This window comes from Microbacterium kribbense (assembly GCF_039537285.1).
Classification (GTDB): Bacteria; Actinomycetota; Actinomycetes; order Actinomycetales; family Microbacteriaceae; genus Microbacterium; species Microbacterium kribbense.
Genome location: NZ_BAABAF010000002.1, coordinates 231505 through 251533 on the forward strand (window position 1 = coordinate 231505; position 20029 = coordinate 251533).

The 20029-nt window shown below is 69.8% G+C and carries 14 protein-coding genes and 1 pseudogene; 6 read left to right on the forward strand and 9 right to left on the reverse strand.

The features are described 5' to 3' along the window. The first annotated feature begins 5 nt into the window (after window positions 1-5). Together ddaH and rocD are read left to right on the forward strand one after the other, a co-directional pair. Window positions 6-905, forward strand: a complete 900-nt coding sequence (gene ddaH, locus ABD705_RS04205; protein WP_344780999.1) for a dimethylargininase — start codon at window positions 6-8, stop codon at window positions 903-905. Next, window positions 902-2125 carry an ornithine--oxo-acid transaminase gene (rocD, locus tag ABD705_RS04210; protein WP_344780873.1) on the forward strand — a complete coding sequence of 408 codons (1224 nt, stop codon included), beginning with the start codon at window positions 902-904 and terminating at the stop codon, window positions 2123-2125. Before ddaH ends, rocD begins: the two co-directional genes overlap by 4 nt. Window positions 2126-2197: 72 nt before the next feature. On the opposite strand, the gene ABD705_RS04215 is transcribed toward rocD, so the two are convergent. Then, a complete protein-coding gene (locus ABD705_RS04215; RefSeq protein ID WP_425562026.1) occupies window positions 2198-3760 on the reverse strand; it encodes a molybdopterin-dependent oxidoreductase in 1563 nt (520 codons plus the stop codon). A 188-nt stretch (window positions 3761-3948) separates the two neighbouring features. On the opposite strand from ABD705_RS04215, the gene ABD705_RS04220 reads away from it, so the two are divergent. Then, a complete protein-coding gene (locus tag ABD705_RS04220) occupies window positions 3949-4245 on the forward strand; it encodes a putative quinol monooxygenase (protein WP_344780878.1) in 297 nt (98 codons plus the stop codon). Window positions 4246-4291: 46 nt separating this feature from the next. On the opposite strand, the pseudogene ABD705_RS04225 reads toward ABD705_RS04220, so the two are convergent. The 5 genes and pseudogenes from ABD705_RS04225 to ABD705_RS04245 all read right to left on the reverse strand — a co-directional run. Next, window positions 4292-4456, reverse strand: a pseudogene (locus tag ABD705_RS04225) (rhamnulokinase); the annotation flags it as partial. 114 nt (window positions 4457-4570) lie between these two features. After that, window positions 4571-5230 carry a phenylacetate--CoA ligase gene (locus ABD705_RS04230; RefSeq protein WP_344780880.1) on the reverse strand — a complete coding sequence of 220 codons (660 nt, stop codon included), beginning with the start codon at window positions 5228-5230 and terminating at the stop codon, window positions 4571-4573. Window positions 5231-5357: 127 nt separating this feature from the next. Further along, complete coding sequence (locus tag ABD705_RS04235; RefSeq protein ID WP_344780882.1) at window positions 5358-7334, reverse strand: primary-amine oxidase; 1977 nt, start codon at window positions 7332-7334, stop codon at window positions 5358-5360. 24 nt (window positions 7335-7358) lie between these two features. Continuing rightward, window positions 7359-8822: an APC family permease gene (locus tag ABD705_RS04240; protein WP_344780884.1), complete on the reverse strand. Its 1464-nt coding sequence runs from the start codon at window positions 8820-8822 to the stop codon at window positions 7359-7361. After that, the gene (locus ABD705_RS04245; RefSeq protein WP_344780886.1) at window positions 8819-10249 is read right to left on the reverse strand and encodes an aldehyde dehydrogenase family protein; all 1431 of its coding nucleotides are present in this window, start codon (window positions 10247-10249) and stop codon (window positions 8819-8821) included. Before ABD705_RS04245 ends, ABD705_RS04240 begins: the two co-directional genes overlap by 4 nt. Window positions 10250-10585: 336 nt before the next feature. Between ABD705_RS04245 and ABD705_RS04250 the strand changes: the two genes are divergently transcribed. Beyond that, window positions 10586-11551 (forward strand): AraC-like ligand-binding domain-containing protein, encoded by a 966-nt coding sequence (locus tag ABD705_RS04250; RefSeq protein ID WP_344780888.1) that lies wholly within the window; start codon window positions 10586-10588, stop codon window positions 11549-11551. Between the two features lie 144 nt (window positions 11552-11695). Here ABD705_RS04250 and ABD705_RS04255 read toward each other — a convergent pair whose 3' ends face one another. From ABD705_RS04255 to rhaI, 3 genes are read right to left on the reverse strand one after another with little or no spacing between them, the layout of a single operon-like run. Then, a complete protein-coding gene (locus tag ABD705_RS04255; protein WP_344780890.1) occupies window positions 11696-13111 on the reverse strand; it encodes a rhamnulokinase in 1416 nt (471 codons plus the stop codon). Further along, entirely contained in the window at window positions 13108-15150 is a 2043-nt protein-coding gene (locus tag ABD705_RS04260; protein WP_344780892.1) for a bifunctional aldolase/short-chain dehydrogenase, read from the reverse strand. The genes ABD705_RS04255 and ABD705_RS04260 overlap by 4 nt, the downstream gene beginning before the upstream one ends. After that, complete coding sequence (gene rhaI, locus ABD705_RS04265) at window positions 15147-16313, reverse strand: L-rhamnose isomerase (protein ID WP_344780894.1); 1167 nt, start codon at window positions 16311-16313, stop codon at window positions 15147-15149. Before rhaI ends, ABD705_RS04260 begins: the two co-directional genes overlap by 4 nt. A gap of 210 nt (window positions 16314-16523) precedes the next feature. Between rhaI and ABD705_RS04270 the strand changes: the two genes are divergently transcribed. Both ABD705_RS04270 and ABD705_RS04275 read left to right on the forward strand, forming a co-directional pair. Then, window positions 16524-18815, forward strand: a complete 2292-nt coding sequence (locus ABD705_RS04270; protein WP_344780897.1) for a family 78 glycoside hydrolase catalytic domain — start codon at window positions 16524-16526, stop codon at window positions 18813-18815. A gap of 27 nt (window positions 18816-18842) precedes the next feature. Beyond that, window positions 18843-19844, forward strand: a complete 1002-nt coding sequence (locus ABD705_RS04275; RefSeq protein ID WP_344780899.1) for a LacI family DNA-binding transcriptional regulator — start codon at window positions 18843-18845, stop codon at window positions 19842-19844. Window positions 19845-20029: the final 185 nt, after the last annotated feature.

Consider the following 20029-nt stretch of genomic DNA (forward strand, 5'->3'; position numbering starts at 1 on the left):
TGTCCCTGCAGAACACCGCTGCCCGCGAGGCCGCAGCGCCCGCGACCGCACCGGCCGTGACATCCGACCGCATCCAGCAGCACCGTCGGTACCTGATGTGCCGACCGGGCTACTTCACGGTCAGCTATGAGATCAACCCGTGGATGCATCAGGCCGTGCCCACGGACACCGCCAAGGCCGTGCAGCAGTGGCAGACGCTGTACGACACGTACCTGGCGCTGGGCCATGAGGTCGAGCTGATCGACCCGGTCGAGGGTCTGCCCGACATGGTCTACACGGCCAACGGCGGGTTCATCATCGACGGCACCGCGCTGGGCGTGCGCTTCAGCGTCGCGCAGCGCCGCGGCGAAGAGCAGCCGTTCATGGACTGGTTCGCCGCCAACGGCTTCGACGTCGTCCGGCCGACCGCGATCCAGGAGGGCGAGGGCGACATCCTGCTGGTGGGGGAGACCATTCTGGCCGGCTACGGATTCCGCTCCGACGTCGCCAGCCACGCCGAGATCGCCAAGGTCTTCGGCCGCGAGGTCGTCTCGCTCAAACTGGTGAACCCGAGCTTCTACCACCTCGACACCGCGATCTGCGTGCTCGATCCGGTGCAGGGCCCCGGCGGTGTGGAGAAGGCCAACATCGCCTATCTGCCCTCGGCGTTCGACGATGCCAGCCGCGCGGTGCTCGCCGAGCGCTACCCCGACGCGATCGTCGTGCCCGAAGCCGACGGCGCCGTGTTCGGCATCAATGCGGCCAGCGACGGCCGCAACGTCTTCATCTCACCGCGCGCGACCGGCTTCGACGCACTGCTGCGCGAGCGCGGATACCACCCGGTGCACGTCGACCTGTCCGAGCTGCTGCTCGGCGGGGGCGGCATCAAGTGCTGCACGCTGGAACTGCGAGGAGGTCGGTCATGAGCATGGCGACGAGTCTGGACACCGAAGCGGTGCGCATCATCCACGACGAGGATGAGCATCTCGCGCACAACTACGAGCCGCTGCCGGTGGTCGTGGCCACCGGCGAGGGCGTATGGGTGACCGACGTCGAGGGCAAGCGCTATCTCGACCTGCTCTCGGCCTATTCGGCGCTGAACTTCGGGCACCGGCATCCCGACCTGGTCAAGGCCGCCGTCGACCAGATCGGGCGGCTCACGCTGACCAGCCGGGCGTTCCACAACGACCAGCTCGGCGCCTTCGCCACGGCGCTCGCGCAGCTGTGCGGCAAGGATCTGGTGCTGCCGATGAACACCGGCGCCGAGGCCGTCGAGACCGGCATCAAGACGGCGCGCGCGTGGGCGTACCGGGTCAAGGGCGTGCCGGCGGATGCCGCGACCATCATCGTCGCGAAGGGCAACTTCCACGGCCGCACCACGACGATCGTCGGCTTCAGCGACGATGCGACCGCGCGCGACGGGTTCGGGCCGTTCACGCCCGGGTTCATCTCGGTGCCGTATGGGGATGCCGCGGCCATCGAGGCAGCCATCGACGAGAACACCGCGGCCGTGCTGATCGAGCCGATCCAGGGCGAGGCCGGTGTGATCATCCCGCCGGCCGGCTACCTGCGGGCCGTGCGCGAGCTGTGCACGAAGAACAACGTGCTGATGGTCGCCGACGAGATCCAGTCGGGCCTGGGCCGCACCGGCACCACGTTCGCGTGCGATCGCGAAGACGTCGTGCCCGACCTGTACCTGCTGGGCAAGGCGCTGGGCGGCGGCATCCTGCCGGTGTCGGCCGTGGCCGGCGACCGCGACGTGCTGGGTGTGTTCGCACCCGGCGAGCACGGCTCGACGTTCGGCGGCAACCCGGTCGCCGCGGCCGTCGGACTCCGCGTCGTGCAGCTGCTGCAGACCGGCGAGTTCCAAAAGCGCGCCGCGACCCTCGGCGAGCACCTGAAGACACGGCTGGACGAGCTGATCGGCCACGGCGTCACCGAGGTGCGCGCGGCGGGCCTGTGGGCCGGCGTCGACATCGAGCCGGCGCTGGGCACGGGGCGCGAGATCGCGCTGAAGCTGCTGGCGCGCGGCGTGCTGGTCAAGGACACCCACGGTCAGACCATCCGGATCGCGCCGCCGCTGACCATTCGCGCCACCGAGCTGGACTGGGCGATCGAGCAGCTCAAGCTCGTGCTGGAGGGCTGAACGCCTCGCCGGGTGCTCGCGCGGCGGGCACCCGGCGGCTACTCGGCGTCGACGCGGGATCCGCGATCGGCTTCACGCCACGTGCACCGTGGTCTCGGGCCAGCCCGATGCACCGTCGGGCACCGGCGATGCCTGTCGTGAGGTCTGCACCTCGCCGGAGGCGCTGGTGGCGCGGCAGCGGATGACGTGATCGCCGTGGTCGGCATACCACGGCAGGTGCCACTGCACCCAGGTGTCGGCCGAGATCGCCGGGGCCAGCTGCGCCGCGACCCACGGGCCGCCGTCGACCGAGACCTCGACCTTCGCGACACCGGTGTGCTGCTGCCACGCGACGCCGGCGATCACGGATTCGCCGGCGTGCACGGTGCCGGTGCGAGGCACGTCGATGCGCGATTCCAGCTTGATCGGGCCACGCGGCGCCCACCCCTGGGTCGTCCAGTATGCGGTGGCCCGGTCGAACCGGGTGACCTCCAGATCGACCACCCACTTCGTCGCCGAGACGTAGCCGTACAGCCCCGGCACCACCATCCGCACCGGAAAGCCGTGCACCATCGGCAGCGGCGCGTCGTTCATGCCGACCGCGAGGATCGCGTGGCGATCGTCGGTGAGCACCTCCAGCGGGGTGGATGCGGTGAACCCGTCCACCGACCTCGACAGCACCATGTCGGCACCGGCGCGAGGACGGGCCTGGGCGAGCAGGTGGCGGATCGGATAGCCGAGCCACTTCGCGGTGCCGATCAGGCTGCCGCCGACCTCGTTGGAGACGCAGGCGAGCGTCGTGTAGCTCTCTTCGAGCGGGAGCGCCAACAGCTCGGTCCAGGTCAGCGTGAGCGGATGGTCGACCATGCCGTGGATGCGCAGCGACCACGATCCGGGATCGACCTGCGGCACCAGCAGGGCCGTGTCGACACGGTAGAACTGCCCGTTCGGCGTGATCAGCGGTGCGAGCCCGGGGATGTGCAGCGCTGCCGCGGCGGGGATGGGTGCGGCAGGTGCAGCCGGTGTGGGCAGGCGCAGTGCGGCGCGGGCCGCGCCGGCCGCGCGGGTGCCGGTCTGCAGCAGCGCGCCGCCCGCGGCGGCGGCCACGCCGACCAGTGCGGTCGCCGCCGTCCAGGCGAAGAAGCGCCGCCGCGAAGGCTCGGCCGGACGGTCTCGCACAGGGCGGTCGTCAGTCGGGCGTGTGGCGGCCGTTCGTGCGCCGTGCGCCGCCATCGCCCCGCCGGCTCGGCGCACCAGCGGCCCGATCGTGAACGCGGCGAGGCCGCCGGCGACGGCCGAGGGCGCCCAGGCCAGGCCCCCGGCATCGGCCCGCGTCACGGCCGCGACGATGCCGGCGACACCGAGCGCCCCGCACAGGACCGCGCCGATGCTCGGCGTCCACGACTCGAGGATGCCGATGCCCGCCGCGATCGCGAGCAGCACGATCACGATCCCGACCACGAGCGCCATCTTGTCGGCCGCACCGAACAGTCTGATCGCCGTCTCTTTCGCCCATCCGGGGGCGACATCGATGAGTGCGCCGCCGACGACCGTCACGGGGCTCGACGAGGGCGCGAACGCGGCGGCGGTCAGCTCGCCGACGCCCGCGCCGAGCACGACCGCGGCGATTCCGGCCATGGCCGCGCGCAGCCTCATCGACCCGCTCACGATCCCGAGCCTATGTCCTCGAGCGCGTCGCGCGCCGGGAGTTCGCGCTTGCTCGCTTCCGCAGGGCGGCAGGGATGCCGATCAGATCCGGGTGGTGGTGGTTGGCTGGGCGCACGGCCGCGAGACAGCGGTGGTGCAGCAGCGGCCACACGTCAGCAGCCTGGAGGGGAGAACTGATGGCACACGTGGCGATCGTGGAGTTCCGGGTCGACGCTGATCGGCTCGCGGAGGCGAAGCCGGCGTTCGAGGCGATGCTGGAGACATCCCGCGCTTTCGACGGATGCGTGCGGCTGGACTGGCTTGTCGATCGCGATGACCCCGCATCGTGGCTGCTCTATGAGGAATGGGACTCATGGCAGGCCGAGCAGGCGTACCGCGACTTCCGGGCGAGTCCGGCGGGGGCGGTGCCCGGACTGGCGGGCCTGTTCGCGGGTCCGCCGCGGCTGGTGCGCCTCGAGCCGATTGGCCGGTAGTCGATCGCCGAGTGGCCGATCGAGGGGTAGCCCGTGATCACGGGTCTCAACTTCGAGGATCGAACCGGCGCGGCGCGTGCGTGCGGGCGACGAGGTCGCGCAGCGATTCCAGCGAGCCCGAGACGAACCCGGCCGCACGCGCTTGCACCAGGATGTTGCCCAGGGCCGTCGCCTCGACCGGGCCGGCCAGCACCGGCATCCCGGCGCGCTCCCAGCCGCACACCGCCTCGGTCAGAACCCACAGACCCAGCGCGCCGTCCGTTCGGGCACCGGTCATGTGCCGGGCCTGCGTCGCTCACGCGCGGATCGGTGAGGCGGCGTGGTGTCAGCGCAGGTCGTAGACGCGCTGGTACTTGCCCTGGCTGCGGGGGAGGCTGCCGGGTTCTTCGAGATGGATGTCGACGGTGGTGCCGATACGTCCCTTCACGCGCTGCTTGAGGACGACGGCGGCCGCTTCGCACACCCCGACGTCCAGGGCGGGGTCGCGCTCGATCCGGATCGTCATCGCATCCAGGTGCCCGTTCTTGGTGAGCTCGAGGATGAAGTGCGGGGTGAGGGCCTCGATGCCCAGCACGAGCTCTTCGATCTGGGTCGGGAACAGGTTCACGCCGCGCAGGATGATCATGTCGTCATCGCGACCGGTGACCTTCTGCATCCTGCGCATGCCGGGGCGGGCGGTGCCAGGCAGCAGCCGGGTGAGGTCGTGGGTGCGGTAGCGGATGACGGGGAAGGCCTCTTTGGTCAGGGATGTGAACACCAGCTCGCCCAGTTCGCCGTCGGCCATGGGGGCACCGGTGGTGCTGTCGATGGTCTCGGGCAGGAAGTGGTCCTCCCAGATGTGCGGGCCGTCCTTGGTCTCCACGCATTCGTTGGCCACCCCCGGCCCCATGACCTCGCTGAGGCCGTAAATGTCGACGGCATCGATGTTCAAGCGCTGCTCGATCTGATCGCGCAGCTGAGTGGTCCAGGGCTCGGCCCCCAGCACCGCGACCTTCAGAGACGTGGATGCGGGATCGATGCCGGCCTCCTGAAGGGCATCACATCATCGTCTCCTCGTCATCGGCATCACCGATCAGTGATGCTCAGCCGTTCTCCGCAGCGATCGGCATCGATCAGCAGTGCGCACACTGTGCGTCATGGCCACCGTGCTCGCCATGCCCGGCGTGCTGCTCGGGCGAGGCGGGCACGTCGAGGGTGGGGTTGCGGTCGAAGAACCCGTTGGGCTTCAGGGTGAAGCCGCAGGTATCCACGGGCATGATCGGCCAGTCCTCCGGTCGGGGGAAGTGTGCGAGCCCGAACGTGTGCCACACGACGATGTCCTGACCGTCGATGTCGCGGTCCTGTGCGGCGAACGCGGGCAGGCCCACGAGCCCCGGCTGCTGATTGACGAAGTCGCCCGCCGCGTAGCGCTCGTCCGGCGCGTAGCGGGTCACCCACAGGTCCTTCGTCGCGAACCGGGCCCGGCGGGCGATGGATGCCTCATCATCGGCCATCAGCAGGGGCTCGCCCTGCGGATACAGGACATACGAGGTGGGCCGGCCAACCCGGTTGACGGACTCGGAGCTGCCGATCTGCCAGACGCGGCCCGCGGCCTTGTCGGCCAGGCGCTGCCCCTCGGACTCCCGATGCAGGCGTGTCGCACGTCGCGTGAACGCGTTGCCGTACGGGTTGTCGGGCCCTGCGGGCACCCGGACGGCGTCGAGCTCATCGACGGCGTTCTCGACACCGTCGACCATCATGTCCAGGCGCGCGCTGAACAGATGCTGATGGTAGGGCGCTCCCAGACCCGGCGCGACCTGGCTCGCCCACGGATACCCGTCACCCGGGTATGCGGAGGTGAACAGGATGCCGGTGGCCTTGCACTCCAGCTGGATGGTGCCGTCCAGATACAGGTACCAGTAGAAGCCGTAGTCGTAGTTGCCCACGGTGATGAAGAACGAGATCACCAGCCGCCGCGCACGGCGGGTCTCGGCGGAACCGGTGTAGATGTCGGTGTGCTTCCACAGCACGCCGAAGTCCTCTTCGTGCAGGCAGATGGCGTTCGCGATCTGCTGTGGATGGCCGTTGTCATCGGCGACCCACCCGTCGAAGTAGTGGATCTCGCCGAGGCAGTCGCAGCCCAGGACGAGCGAGTTGGTCCACTTGCCCATGAGGTATTCACCGGCGTCGAAGTAGTTCTGCCAGAACCGCACCGGGCTCGGGTCGCCGTAGGGGACGACCATCTCGGCGACCGAGGCCCGATAGATGATCGGCCGGCGGCGACCGCGGTCGTCGAACGACAACTGGTGCAGCACGAGCCCCTCGCGGGCGTCGAAGCCGACCCGGAACCGCCAGTTCTCCCACTCCACGACGTTGCCGTCGACCCGGAACGAAGGGCCTTCGGGTTGGGTGATGTGGATGGGGCGCAGCGAGGTGCGCGCCGGGCCGGTGGCTTCGGGGTCGTCGAAGTTGCCCTCCTCGTCGGGGATGGGCATGACGGTGTCGTCGATGACCTCGATGACGGTCTTGCGAGTCAGGTCGATGTAGGCGACGACGCCGTCGATCGGATGCGCCCAGGGGTGGTCCTCCTTGCGGTGCTGCAGGAACGACAGCACCCGCAGCATCCGCCGCCCTTCTTCACCCGGGATGCCGTAGGTGCCCGCCGAGAGGGGACACGTGCACACGAGATCGACGTCGGTCACACCGCGCCGCGCGATGGCCTCACGCCACCGCGGGTCGGCCTTGACGATGTCGTCGACGCTCTCGAAGTCATCCAACAGCACGGGCGGCTGCCCGTCGTTCTCGCCAAGTGTTCGTTCTCGGACGATCCGTCGGGTCGTCAATGACGCCACGACGTCCTGGGTACGGCTCGAGGGAAGGTCGACGAGGAATGCACGTACTCGACGGTCTGGGGGGCTTGCGGGATCGAAGGCGAGGACGTCCTGTTTGTCGGGCTCGTCGAGGCCGAGGTAGGCGAATCGCGTGTCGTCGGTGACCAGTCCCACATCGACGAGGATCTGGCGGGCGGCTTCGATCTCCGTCTCAGTCAGGCGATCCAGCGGGTGCGTCTGTGCGACGACGGTGGACGCCGGTGTGTCGGAGGCGGTCATGATGTGCAGTCCTTTCGTCGGGTGTCAGCCCGTGAAGCTTCCCAGCTGTGCGTAAGTGTCGGGTCGTGAGGTCTTCCATCGGGCGGCCAGGACGTACCCGAGCACGAAGGCCACCACGATGATCGCCTCGAACGTGATCGCCAGACCCATCGACCCACCGATCAGCGTCGTGAAGTTCCATACGACCAGCACCAGGAGGAAGAGAAGGCCCGCCAGACCCAGTGCGGGGGCGATGACGGTGTTCCAGGGTCTGGTGTCCAGGCGGCTTCGGCGGAAGAAGACGATCACGCCGGCCGAGGTCAGCGCCATCAGGGCGATCAGGCCGAGGGTCGCAAGGCCCGACATCCACGCGAACACGGCCGCGACGGGGTCCAGACCCGCCAGCGCGAAGATCGCGATGATGATCAGGGCCGACACGGTCTGGGTCAGCGATCCGAAGTGCGGGGATCCGTACTTGGTGTGCGAACGGCCGAAGCGCTCCGAGACCACATGCTCCCGGCCCAGCGAGAACAGGTACCGGGCGATCGCGTTGTGGAAGGCCAGCAGCACGGCGAACAGGCTTGTCACCATCAGGATGTTCATGGTGACTTCGGCCCACGTGCCCACGTACGTCTGCGCGGTGGCGAACGTCAGACCGGCCGTGTTCTCCTGTGCGGCGGCCACGACCTTGCCGGAACCGTACGCGATGACCATCGCCCAGGAGGCGAACGCGTAGAACACGCCGATCAGGATCACCGCGACGTAGGTGGCGATGGGGACGGTGCGCTTGGCGTCGCGTGCCTCTTCGCTGTAGATCGCGGTGGCCTCGAAGCCCATGAACGAGGCGATGGCGAACATGACGCCGATGCCCGGACTGCCGCTGAAGAACGCGGACGGGGTGAACGAGGTGAGGGAGACGCCGTCAGCCCCGCCCCGGGCCAGCACTGCCACGCACACGATCGTGATGATCGCCACTTCGCACAGCATCAGCACGCCCAGCACCTTCACGCTGAGGTCGATGTTGCGGTAGCCGAGCACAGCGACCACGGCCAGGGCGGCCACGGCGCACAGCCACCAGGGGATGTTCGGCACGCCCCACGAGGCCAGCAGACCCGACAGTGTCGCGCCGAACAGTCCGTACACGGCCAGTTGGATCGTCGTGTATGAGACGAGCGCGACGAAGGCGGCGCCCAGTCCGGCCGGCTTGCTGATGCCGCGGGTGATGTACGAGTAGAACGCACCGGTGTTCGTGACGTGTCGGCTCATCAGGCTGTATCCCACGGAGAACAGCAGGAGGATGACCGCCACCAGCAGGTATGCGGCGGGAACACCGGGGCCGTTGCCGATGGCCAGGGCGACCGGGACACCCCCGCCCACCACGGTCAGCGGAGAAGAGGCCGCGACGACCATGAAGACGATACCCGCGACGCCCAGAGTGCCGTGCAGGCGCTCCTGCCGGGCGGATCCCACGGCGGAGAGGTCGGCGGCTGGGGGGTTGACGGCACTCATGATTCCTCCTCGGTGAACGATCCCGCCGGACCCTTGACGGAGACGGCCTGTGCGCACTCGAGCAGGCCCTCGCGCCCGAACTCAACACCGTAGCCGGACCCCTTCGCTCCGCCGAACGGAACGCGGGGGTCGATGGTCCCGTGCTCGTTGACCCACACGGTGCCCGCGTGCAGCCGCAGCGCGACGTCGCGCGCCCGCTTCGGTGAGGAGGACCACACGGAAGCGCCGAGGCCGACATCCAGTCCGTTGGCCCACTCGATGGCCTGCTCGAGGTTCGTGTAGCGGATGATGGGGAGAGCCGGTCCGAACTGCTCCTTGGCGACCAGGGGGTTGTCGTTGTCGATGTCGGCGACCAGGGTCGTCGGATAGAAATTGCCGGCGGCGTCCGGATCGGGGTCACCGCCCACGAGGATGCGGGCGCCGGAGGTGCGGGCGTCCTCCACGAGAGAGGAGACGATGTCGTACTGCTTGCGGTTCTGCACGGGGCCCAGCAGGTTCTCCTCGGACAGGCCCACCCCCATCGGGACGGCGCGGGCGACCTCGGTGAGCTCGTCGCAGACGGCGTCGTACAGCCCGTCCGGCACATACAGCCGCTTCAGCGCGGCGCAGGTCTGGCCGGTGTTGATGAAGGCGCCCCAGAACAGTTTCTGGGCGATCTCCGCTGGGTCGGCGTCATCCAGCACGATCCCGGCGTCATTGCCTCCCAGCTCCATGGTGACCCGTTTGACTGTGTCGGCCGAGGAACGGATGATCGCCTGACCGGTCGGGATCGATCCCGTGAACATGATCTTGTCGATGCCGGTGTGGGCGGCCATGGCTTCGCCGACGTCGCGGCCCCCTGCCACGGCGATGAGGACGCCGTCGGGGAGCGCCGTGTTCAGCACGTGCACCAGGCCGAGGACCGACAGCGGGGTGAACTCGCTGGGTTTGACGACGATCGTGTTGCCCATCCGCAGGTTCGGGGCGATCTGCCAGATGGCGATCATCATCGGCCAGTTCCACGGACCGATGGCGCCGACCACGCCCAGGGGCTGATAGTGGACCTCGGCACGCGTCTCGCCGTCGTCGATCACGATCTGCGGAGAGACGTCGGGCACAGTGGCCGCACGCAGCCACGCGACGCATGCGCCGACCTCGAATCGGGCGTTCGGGCCGTTCAGGGGTTTGCCCTGTTCGCGGGACAAGAGCACGGCGAGTTCTTCGGCGTACTGCTCGATGGCGTCGGCGGCCTTGTTCATGAGTTCGACGCGTGTGGCGTCGCCGAGGGCGGTCCAGCCGGGTTGGGCGGCCCGAGCCGCCGCGATGGCCTTGTCCAGGTCGTCGACCGTCGCCGTCGGCGTGCGACCGATCTCCTCTCCCGTGGCCGGGTCTGTGATCGGGCGACCGCTACCGGCGGGGGCCTGGATGTCTTCCAGCAGAGTGGTCATGGCGTCTCCTTCGGAGTGTGCTCGGAGCGGTCGCGGACGACGGTGTACGGACGCGGTGGCACCGGAGCGGGGAATGTGCGCCGGTTCGGGTGGCCGTCTGCGTTGGTGTCGGCGGCCGTGCCGGTGCACGTCGGGTGGGGAATAGGTACTCCCTTGTGTCCTGTGTTGGGAACATCGTCGTCCGCGTGCGCATTGTGGGCATCGGCGTGGGGCGCCCAGCCGTGTCCACAGCGCGCCCTTTTCGGTGCGCAATCCGTCCATGATGTGGTGAACTGGGTACCAGCGCCTGGCACCGAGGGGGGGTCGGTCGGGTGCGGCGGGCGAGGAGGCTCGGCGATGAGCGTGATCGGGCAGGATGTGCAGGTCTTCGACACGGCAGCGATCGATCCTTCGGACCGGTTCGACGCGTGGCGTGAGGCGGTGGATGCGGCGTATGTCCCGTTGCAGGTGGAGGCGCGGTGCACGGGTGGGTACCAGGGCCTCCTCCGCTCGCAGGACCTGGGTGCCGTCATGGCCACAGAGGTCGGTGGTTCTCCGGTCACTGTCTGGCGCGACCGTGCGTCCATCGCCCTGTCCGACCCCGGAGTGTACAAGTTCGGGTTGCAGCTGCGCGGGTACTGCGTGCTGTGCCAAGACGGGCGCGAGGCTGCCTTGACCCCCGGGGACCTCGCGATCTATGACACGACGAGGCCGTATACGCTGCACGTGCCCGATCTCTACCAGATGTTCATCCTCGTGATCCCACGGGATCGGCTGGGTCTGCTGCCCGGACAGGTGCGGGAGTTGACGGCAGAACGGATATCCGGGCGTCGCGGACTGGGGTCGCTGACGTCGTCGCTGCTGACGCAGCTGGGGGCGCAGATGTGTGCGGGAGGGGCCGATCCGACGCCTCGTGCGGTCGATGCCATCGTGGACCTGGTCGGTGCGACGCTCAGCCAGCGGTTCAGCGACACGGGCAGAGTGCCGGGTGCATCCACGGTCGTCGCCGCGGCGACCGCATGGATCGACGAGCACCTGTGCGACCCCTGCCTGACCGTCGACGACGTCGCGCTCTCGCAGCACGTGTCGATTCGGTACCTGCAGAAGCTGTTCGCCGAGCAGGACGTCACGCCCAGCGGCTGGATCCGGCAGCGCCGGATCCAGCGGTGCCGGGCCGACCTGCTCGATCCCGCGTTGAGGACCCGGCCCGTCGCCTCGATCGGGGCACGGTGGGGCTTCGAGGATCCGTCCGGCTTCACCCGGGTGTTCAAAGCGCAGACCGGCATGACCCCCGGCGAGTACCGCGCCAGGGGAACCCCCTGACTGCCGCTGCCCGTCGCTGACCGCCCAGGAGGCGCGGGTCGGTCAGCGGCGCGGGGCGCCGACGCGGGCGCGGCGGGAATGGCAAATCCGCTCGTGAGCCCCCACGCGAACCCGATCAGAAGGAACAGGAGGCTTCCGACTCGGTCAGGACGGGCCCGGCCGGAACAGTGTCAGTCGCTGCGTGCGCGCGACGAGGTCGCGCAGCGCCTCGAGCGACCCGCTGACGGCACCGGCGGTGCGTGCCTGTACGAGCACGTTCCCCAGCGCCGTCGCTTCGACCGGGCCCGCCGATACCGGCAACTGCGCCCGGTCGGCGGTGGCCTGGCACAGCAGTGCGTTCAGTGAGCCGCCGCCCACGATGTGCACGACCTGCAACGTCCGTCCCGTCACGCGCGCCACGGTGTGCACGGCGTCGGCGAAGGCCTGAGCGATGCTCTCGATGATCGTTCGGACCATGGTCGCACGGTCCGCCGGCACCGGGTGCCCGCCGTGCTGCAGCAGCACTGCGATGCGTGCAGGCATGTCACCGGGCGTCGACAGGGTCTGATCGTTCGCGTCGAACAGCGGGGTCGGGCCGGTGACGGCAGCTGCCTGCGTCAGCAGCGCGGGCAGGTCGATCGGCCGACCGTCGTGCGCTTCCCAGGCACGCACCGATTCACTCAGCAGCCACAGGCCGGTGACGTTGTGCAGGAACCGCACGCGCCCGTCGACGCCGCCCTCGTTGGTGAAGGCGGCGGTCCTGGCGGCATCCGTCATCACCGGCGCATCCAGCTCGATGCCCACCAGCCCCCACGTGCCGCAGGAGATGTACGCGGCCCGCGTCGGGTCGGCCATGGGAACGGCGACGACCGCGGATGCCGTGTCGTGCGACCCGACTGCCACGACCGGCGCATCGCCGCAGACGGCCGCCGCGACGGCCGGCTGCAGCATCCCCAGCGCCTCACCCGGTGCGATCAGTGACGGCAGGATACCCTGTGGAAGGCCCAGGAGCTCCGCCAGACCGTCATCCCACGCACCTGCGCGCAGCAGCCCCGTGGTCGATGCGTTGGTGCGCTCGGCGCGGGCGTTGCCGGTGAGCCAGAATCCGATGAGATCGGGGATCAGCAGCACGGTGTCGGCGAAGGCGAGGCGGGCGGCGGGCTCGGCGGCCAGCTGGTACAGCGTCGTGAACGGCAGGAACTGCAGCCCATTGCGGGCGTACAGGGCGGCGTGGGGCATCCGTGCATGCACCGACGCCACCCCGTGTGCGGACCGCGGATCGCGATAGTGGAACGGGTTGCCCACCAGGCTGCCGTCTCGCAGCAGCCCGTAGTCCACGGCCCACGAGTCCACCCCGATCGAGGCGAGTCGGGGCTCGGCGCGGAACGCGTCGCGCAGCCCCGCCAGCGCCGCGCCGTACATCCGCAGGATGTCGATGTGCAGGCCGTCGCCGGCCTGCACGGGATCATTGGCGAATCGGGCGATCGGTTCCAGTTGCAACAGGCCGTCGCCGACGTGGCCGATCATCACCCGCCCGCTCGTGGCGCCGAGGTCGATGGCGGCGACCGCGCCCGCGCTCATCGCAGGAAGGCGGCCGCGACGCCGGAGTCGACGGGGATGTGCACGCCGGTGGTGCGGCTGAGCTCCGGTCCGGTCAGCACGAACACGGCGTCGGCGACGTTCGCCGGCACCACCTCGCGCTTCAGGATCGTCCGGTTCGCGTAGAACTGGCCCAGGTCCTCTTCCTTGACGCCGTAGGTGGCGGCACGCTGTGCGCCCCACCCGCCCGCGAAGATGCCCGAGCCGCGCACGACGCCGTCCGGATTGATGCCGTTCACGCGCACACCGTGCTCACCGAGCTCGACCGCCAGCAGCCGCACCTGGTGGGCCTGGTCGGCCTTGGTCGCCGAGTAGGCGATGTTGTTCGGGCCCGCGAACACGCTGTTCTTCGACGAGATGTAGATGATGTCCCCGCCCATCTGCTGGGCGATCAGGGCGGGGGCCGCCGCCTTCGACACCAGGAACGAGCCCTTGGCCATCACGTCGTGCTGCAGGTCCCAGTCCGCCTCGGTCGTCTCCAGCAAGGGCTTGGACAACGACAGCCCGGCGTTGTTGACCACCAGGTCGATCCCGCCGAATGCGAGCACCGTGGCGTCGATCGCGGCCCGCACGGCCGCCGCGTCGGCGACGTTGCATGCCACGCCGATCGCGACATCGGTCGAGCCGAGCTCGGATGCCACGTCCTGGGCCTTGCCGAGGTCGAGGTCGGCGACCACGACGCACGCGCCCTCGGCGGCCAGCCGCGCGGCGATCGCCTTGCCGATGCCCGATGCGGCGCCGGTGACGAACGCGATCCGACCCTGGTGCGACTTCGGCTTCGGCATCCGCTGCAGCTTCGCCTCTTCGAGCGCCCAGTACTCGATGCGGAACTTCTCGGCATCCGAGATCGGGCGGTAGGTCGAGACCGACTCGGCCCCGCGCATCACGTTGATCGCGTTCAGATAGAACTCGCCGGCCACGCGCGCGGTCTGCTTGTTCGCGCCGTAGCTGAACATCCCCACCCCCGGCACGAGCACGATGAGCGGGTCGGCGCCGCGCATCGCGGGCGAGTCGGCATCGGCGTGCGCGTCGTAGTACGCCCGATAGTCGGCGCGGTAGGCCTCGTGCAGCTCCTGCAGTCGGGCGACGGATGCCTCGATCGTGGCGTCTGCGGGCAGGTCGAGTAGCATCGGCCGCACCTTGGTGCGCAGAAAGTGGTCGGGGCAGCTGGTGCCCAGCGCCGCCAGCGCGGGCGCCTTCTCGGATGCGAGGAACTCGAGCACCGCGGGGGCGTCGGTGAAGTGGCCGACCATCGGCTTGTCGGTCGAGGCCAGGCCGCGGATGGTCGGGGCCAGAGCTGCCGCCTTCGCGCGCCGCTCGGCGTCGGGGAGCGCGTCGAACCCGTGCCGAACTCCTCCGAACGGGGCGGCCACGCCGTGCGTGTGCAGGTATGCGGCCGCCGTCGCGATGATCCAAGAGGAGTTCTGCTCGGCCTGCGCCGAGCTCTCACCCCACGCGGTGATGCCGTGCCCGCCGAGGATGCACCCCACGGCCTCCGGGTGCGTGTCCTTGATCGCGGCGATGTCCAGACCCAGCTGGAATCCGGGCCGGCGCCACGGCACCCACACGACCTTGGCGCCGAAGATCTGCGGCGTCAGGACCGCGCCGTCGGCGGCCGTGGCGATCGCGATGCCGGCATCGGGGTGCAGGTGGTCGACGTGGGCGGCATCCACCAGCGCATGCATCGCGGTGTCGATCGAGGGGGCGGCTCCGCCGGTGCCGTGCCGGCAGTAGTCGAACGCGGCGACCATCTCGTCCTCGCGGTCCACGCCCGGGTAGACCGCGCGCAGCGCGCGCACGCGGTCCAGTCGCAGCACCGCGAGACCCTCGGGCCTCAGGGTGCCCAGGTCGCCGCCGGAGCCCTTCACCCAGAGCAGGTCGACGCTCTGCCCGGTCACCGGATCGATACCGGTGCCCTTGGCCGACGTGTTGCCGCCGGCGTAGTTCGTGTTCGCCGGGTCGGCGCCCAGGCGATTGCTGCGCGCGATCAGCTCGGCGACGGTGTGGCCTGCCACGCTCATGCGCCCCATCCCGCCTGCACGCCGCCCACGCGGTCGGCTTCGATCTGCCCCTGGTAGCCGGATGCCGCATAGGCGGCCATCGGGTCGGCGGCGAGCCCGCGCGACTCGCGCCACTGCGCCAGGGCGGGGCGCACGTCGGTGTAGAACGCGTCCATCACGATCGCGTTGGCCGCCAGCACGTCGTTCGCGCGCTGCGCCGCCGCGAGTGCCTCGCGGTCGATCAGCAGCGCGCGGGCGGTCATCTCCTGCACGTTGAGCACGGAGCGGATCTGGCCGGGGATCTTCGCCTCGAGGTTGTGGCACTGATCGAGCATGAACGCGACGCCAGGGCTGTTCAATCCGCCGCCGCGGATCACCTCGGACAGGATCCGGAACAGCTGGAACGGGTCGGCCGCACCCACGATCAGGTCGTCGTCGGCATAGAAGCGCGAGTTGAAGTCGAACGAGCCGAGCTTGCCCAGACGCAGCAGCTGCATCACGATGAACTCGATGTTGGTGCCCGGGGCGTGGTGACCGGTGTCCAGGCACACCATCGCACGGTCGCCGAGCGCGGCGGTCTGCACGTAGGCGGTGCCCCAGTCGGGCACGTCGGTGTGGTAGAACGACGGCTCGAACAACTTGTACTCCAGCACCAGGCGCTGGTCGGCGCCCAGCCGCGCATAGATCGTCGCGAGCGAGTCGTGCAGGCGGTCCTGGCGGGCGCGCATGTCGTTCTGCCCCGGGTAGTTCGAGCCCTCGGCGAGCCAGATCTTCAGGTCGCGCGAGCCGGTCGCATCCATCACGTCGATGCAGGCGAGGTGGTGGTCGATGGCCTTGCGGCGGATCGTGTCGTCCTCGTGCGTGAGCGCGCCGAACTTGTAGTCATCGTCCTGAAACGTGTTCGAGTTGATCGTGCCCAGCCGCACGCCGAGGTCTTCGGCATGCCGGCGCAGCGCGCCGTAGTCGTCGACCCGGTCCCACGGGATATGCAGCGCGACGGTGGGGGCCAGCCCGGTGAACCTGTGCACCTGGGCGGCGTCGGCGACCTTCTCGAACGGGTCGCGCGGGGTGCCCCGCGTGGCGAACACCTTGAACCGGGTGCCCGAGTTGCCGAATGCCCAGCTGGGCAGCTCGACGGCCTGGCTCTGCAGCGCGGCGAGGATATCGGAGGACAGCGTGGTCATGATGCGTTTCCTTCTTCACCGGCGGGATGCGCCGGTGCGACAGTGCGTCTTCTCGCTAAATTGTGAATCGTTTCAACATGAACGTATGCTGATCTCCTCCGCTCTGTCAAGCACGCGTGGGTCCTGCGGTGAGCGTCGGAATGATCCGTTTCAGTCAGTCGGATATCATCGCAGGATTCCGCCGGACCCGACGAGGAAGTGCAGGACCCGATGCTCCCAACCACGCAGCACACACCGACCACAACGCTGGCGGGCGCGGCCTTCATCGCGGCCGATGCCGCACGTGTCGTCGCACCCCGGTTCCATAAGGCGGTCGCACTGGATCAGGATGCCGCGAACGTCCAGTCGGCCACCCTGCACGCCACCGCCCACGGCGTCTACGAGGCGCGCATCGGCGGCGCACTCGCGTCGACGTCGGTGCTGGACCCCGGATGGACCTCGTACGAATGGCGCCTGAACGTGCAGCACCACGATGTCACCGAGCAGGTGCGCGCGGCGGGCCGTGACGTCGAGATCGAACTGCTGCTGGGCAACGGCTGGTACCGGGGCAGTCTCGGCTTCGAGAGCGCCGACGCGAACTACGGCGACGAGATCGCCGTGTGCGCGGTGCTCGAGATCAGCTACGCCGACGGCGCCGTGCAGCGCTTCGGCACCGACGACGGTTGGCGGGCCGAGGCATCCGAGATCACCCGCAACTCGCTCTATGACGGTCAGACCATCGACGCCCGGATGCGGTCCGCAGCCGGACGGGAGCTGCCGGTGCGCGCCGTCGAGGTGGACCGCAGCACCCTCGTCGCCCAGACCGCCCCGCCGGTGACCCGCCACGAGGTGCTGCGCCCGCAGCGCATCTGGACGTCGCCCCGGGGCCGCCTGCTCGTCGACTTCGGACAGAACCTGGTCGGCTGGACGCGGTTCACCGTGCAGGGCACGGCAGGAGAGGCGGTCGCGATCCGGCACGCCGAGGTGCTCGAGCACGACGAGCTGGGCACCCGCCCGCTGCGCGGAGCCGACGCGACCGACGTGTTCGTCCTGTCCGGGGACGTCGACGCGTTCGAGCCGACGTTCACGTTCCACGGCTTCCGGTACATCGAGGTCACCGGCTGGCCGGGCGAGCTGACCGAAGGCGACATCGAGGCCGTGGTGGTGCACTCCGCGATGCGCCGTACCGGCCGCTTCGAGTGCTCCGAACCGCTGGTGGGCCAGCTTGTCTCGAACTCGGTGTGGGGGCAGAAGGGCAACTTCCTCAGCGTGCCGACCGACTGCCCGCAGCGCGACGAGCGGCTCGGCTGGACCGGCGACATTGCCGCATACGCGGCATCCGCGTCGTTCCAGTTCGACACGGCCGACTTTCTCGACAACTGGCTGCGCGATCTGCACGCCGAGGTCGCGCACGCACCGAAGCAGGTCGTGCCGGCGGTCGTGCCGAACGTGCTCAAGTATGCGCACTTCGGCGAGGATTTCGCGTTCGGCGAGCTGGGCGCGACGGCGATCTGGGGCGACGCGGCGGTCTGGGTGCCGCAGGCGCTGTGGACCGCCTACGGCGACCGTGCGCGTCTGGCCAGGCATTACCCGGCGATGGTGCTGCACCTGGAATCAGTCGAGCGCGCGCTGTCGCCTGGTGGGCTGTGGGACCAGGGCTTTCAATTCGGCGACTGGCTCGACCCGGATGCGCCGCCGGACCAGCCGGCCGCGGCCAAGGCGGACCCAGCCGTGGTGGCCACCGCGTGCCTGTTCCGCAGTGCGTCATTCGCGGCCGAGGCCGCGCGCATCCTGGGCGAGACCGACGACGCGACCCGGTGGGCGGCGCTGACCGAGCGCACGCGGCGGGCGTTCACCGCGCACTACGTCGCCGGCGGACGGGTGCGCTCGGACTGCGCCACGGTGTATGCGCTGGCGATCTGCTTCGGCCTGCTCGATGACGCTGATCGGGATGCCGCGGGGCAGCGCCTGGCCCAGCTGGTGCGCGCGAGCGGCTTCCGGGTGACCACCGGATTCGCCGGCACGCCGTTCGTGACCTGGGCGCTGTCCGAGACCGGCCACATCGACGAGGCCTACCGTCTGCTGCTGGAGCGCGAGTGCCCGTCCTGGCTCTACCCGGTGACGATGGGGGCGACCACGGTCTGGGAGCGGTGGGACTCGATGCTGCCGGACGGAACGATCAACCCCGGCGACATGACGAGCTTCAACCACTACGCGCTCGGCGCGGTCGCCGACTGGATCTACCAGGTCGTCGGCGGCATCCGGCCGGTCGAGCCGGGATACGCACGGGTGCGCATCCAGCCGGTGCCGGGACCGGGCATCACCTGGGCGAGCTGCTCGTATGACGCGGCGGCCGGCACGATCGAGTCATCGTGGCGCGTCGAGGACGGGCGCTTCACACTCGACGTGCACCTGCCCGACGGCCTGGCCGGCGAGGTGGTGCTGCCGGGCGGCCGGGTCGAGCAGGTCGGCGCAGGAGCGCACCGTTTCACTGCCGCGTGGGTCGCGCAGCCGACGGCCTAGGCTCGCCGTGACGACGAGGGGACTGCCATGGCGGTGAGCGTGCGCGATGTGGCCGAGGCGGCCGGCGTCTCGGTGGGCACGGTCTCGAACGTCTTGAACCGGCCCGAGAAGGTGTCGGCGGCCACGGTGGCACGCGTGCACGACGTCATCGCGCGGCTGGGTTTCGTGCGCAACGACGCCGCGCGCCAGCTGCGTGCCGGTCGCAGCCGGGCCATCGGCCTGCTGGTGCTGGATCTGCGCAACCCGTTCTTCGCCGACCTGGCCCGCGGCGCCGAGGAGCGCGCCGCCGAGCACGGCTTGTCTGTCTTCGTCGTCGGCAGTGACGAGAAGCCCGAGCGCGAGCGCGCCGCGATCGACCTGTTCGAGCAGCAGCGCGTGTTCGGGATGCTGCTCGCCTCCGCCGGTGACGACCTCCCGCGGCTGCGGCAGCTGCAGCAGCGGGGCATCCCGGTGGTGCTCGTGGACCGCGAATCTCCAGACGCCGCCGTGCCGTCGGTGGCGGTGGACGATGTCGACGGCGGACGGCTGGCGGGGGAGCACCTGCTGAGCATCGGGCGTCGGCGCATCGCGTTCGTCGGCGGCCCCGCCTCGATCCGCCAGGTGACCGATCGACTGGAGGGGGTGCAGCAGGCGGTCGCGGCGGTGCCGGATGCGACCCTCGAATTCGTCGGGACCGCGGCGCTGTCGGTGCTGGAGGGCAGGCGCGCGGCCGAGCGCATCGCCGGACGCCTGGCATCCAGCCGCCCGCAGGCGATCTTCGCGGCCAACGATCTGCTCGCGCTCGGACTCATCCAGGGCTTCGTCATGACGGGCGCCGTGCGGGTGCCGGACGACATCGCGCTGATCGGCTACGACGACATCGACTTTGCGACAGCCGCGGTGGTGCCGCTGAGCTCGGTGCGCCAGCCGGCGGCGCTGATCGGTGCGACGGCCGTCGATCTGCTGGTCGGCGCGACGGATCAGACCGGCGGACCCGCGCACGTCATGTTCCAGCCCGAGCTGGTGGTCCGGGCGTCGACGACCGGGTGAGCGGGGTGCACCTGCTTGCCGGCGACCGGCGGGTGCATGCCCTTTGAACTCCACGGCGTGCCACAGCAGACTGACTCGATTCCATCCGGGACGACCAACCGCACCCCGGCGCGCGCGGCCAGTGTTGCGAATGCGGCACTGACTCCGATAACGGTGTCGGACGCGGCGTCCGAGTCGCAGTCGCC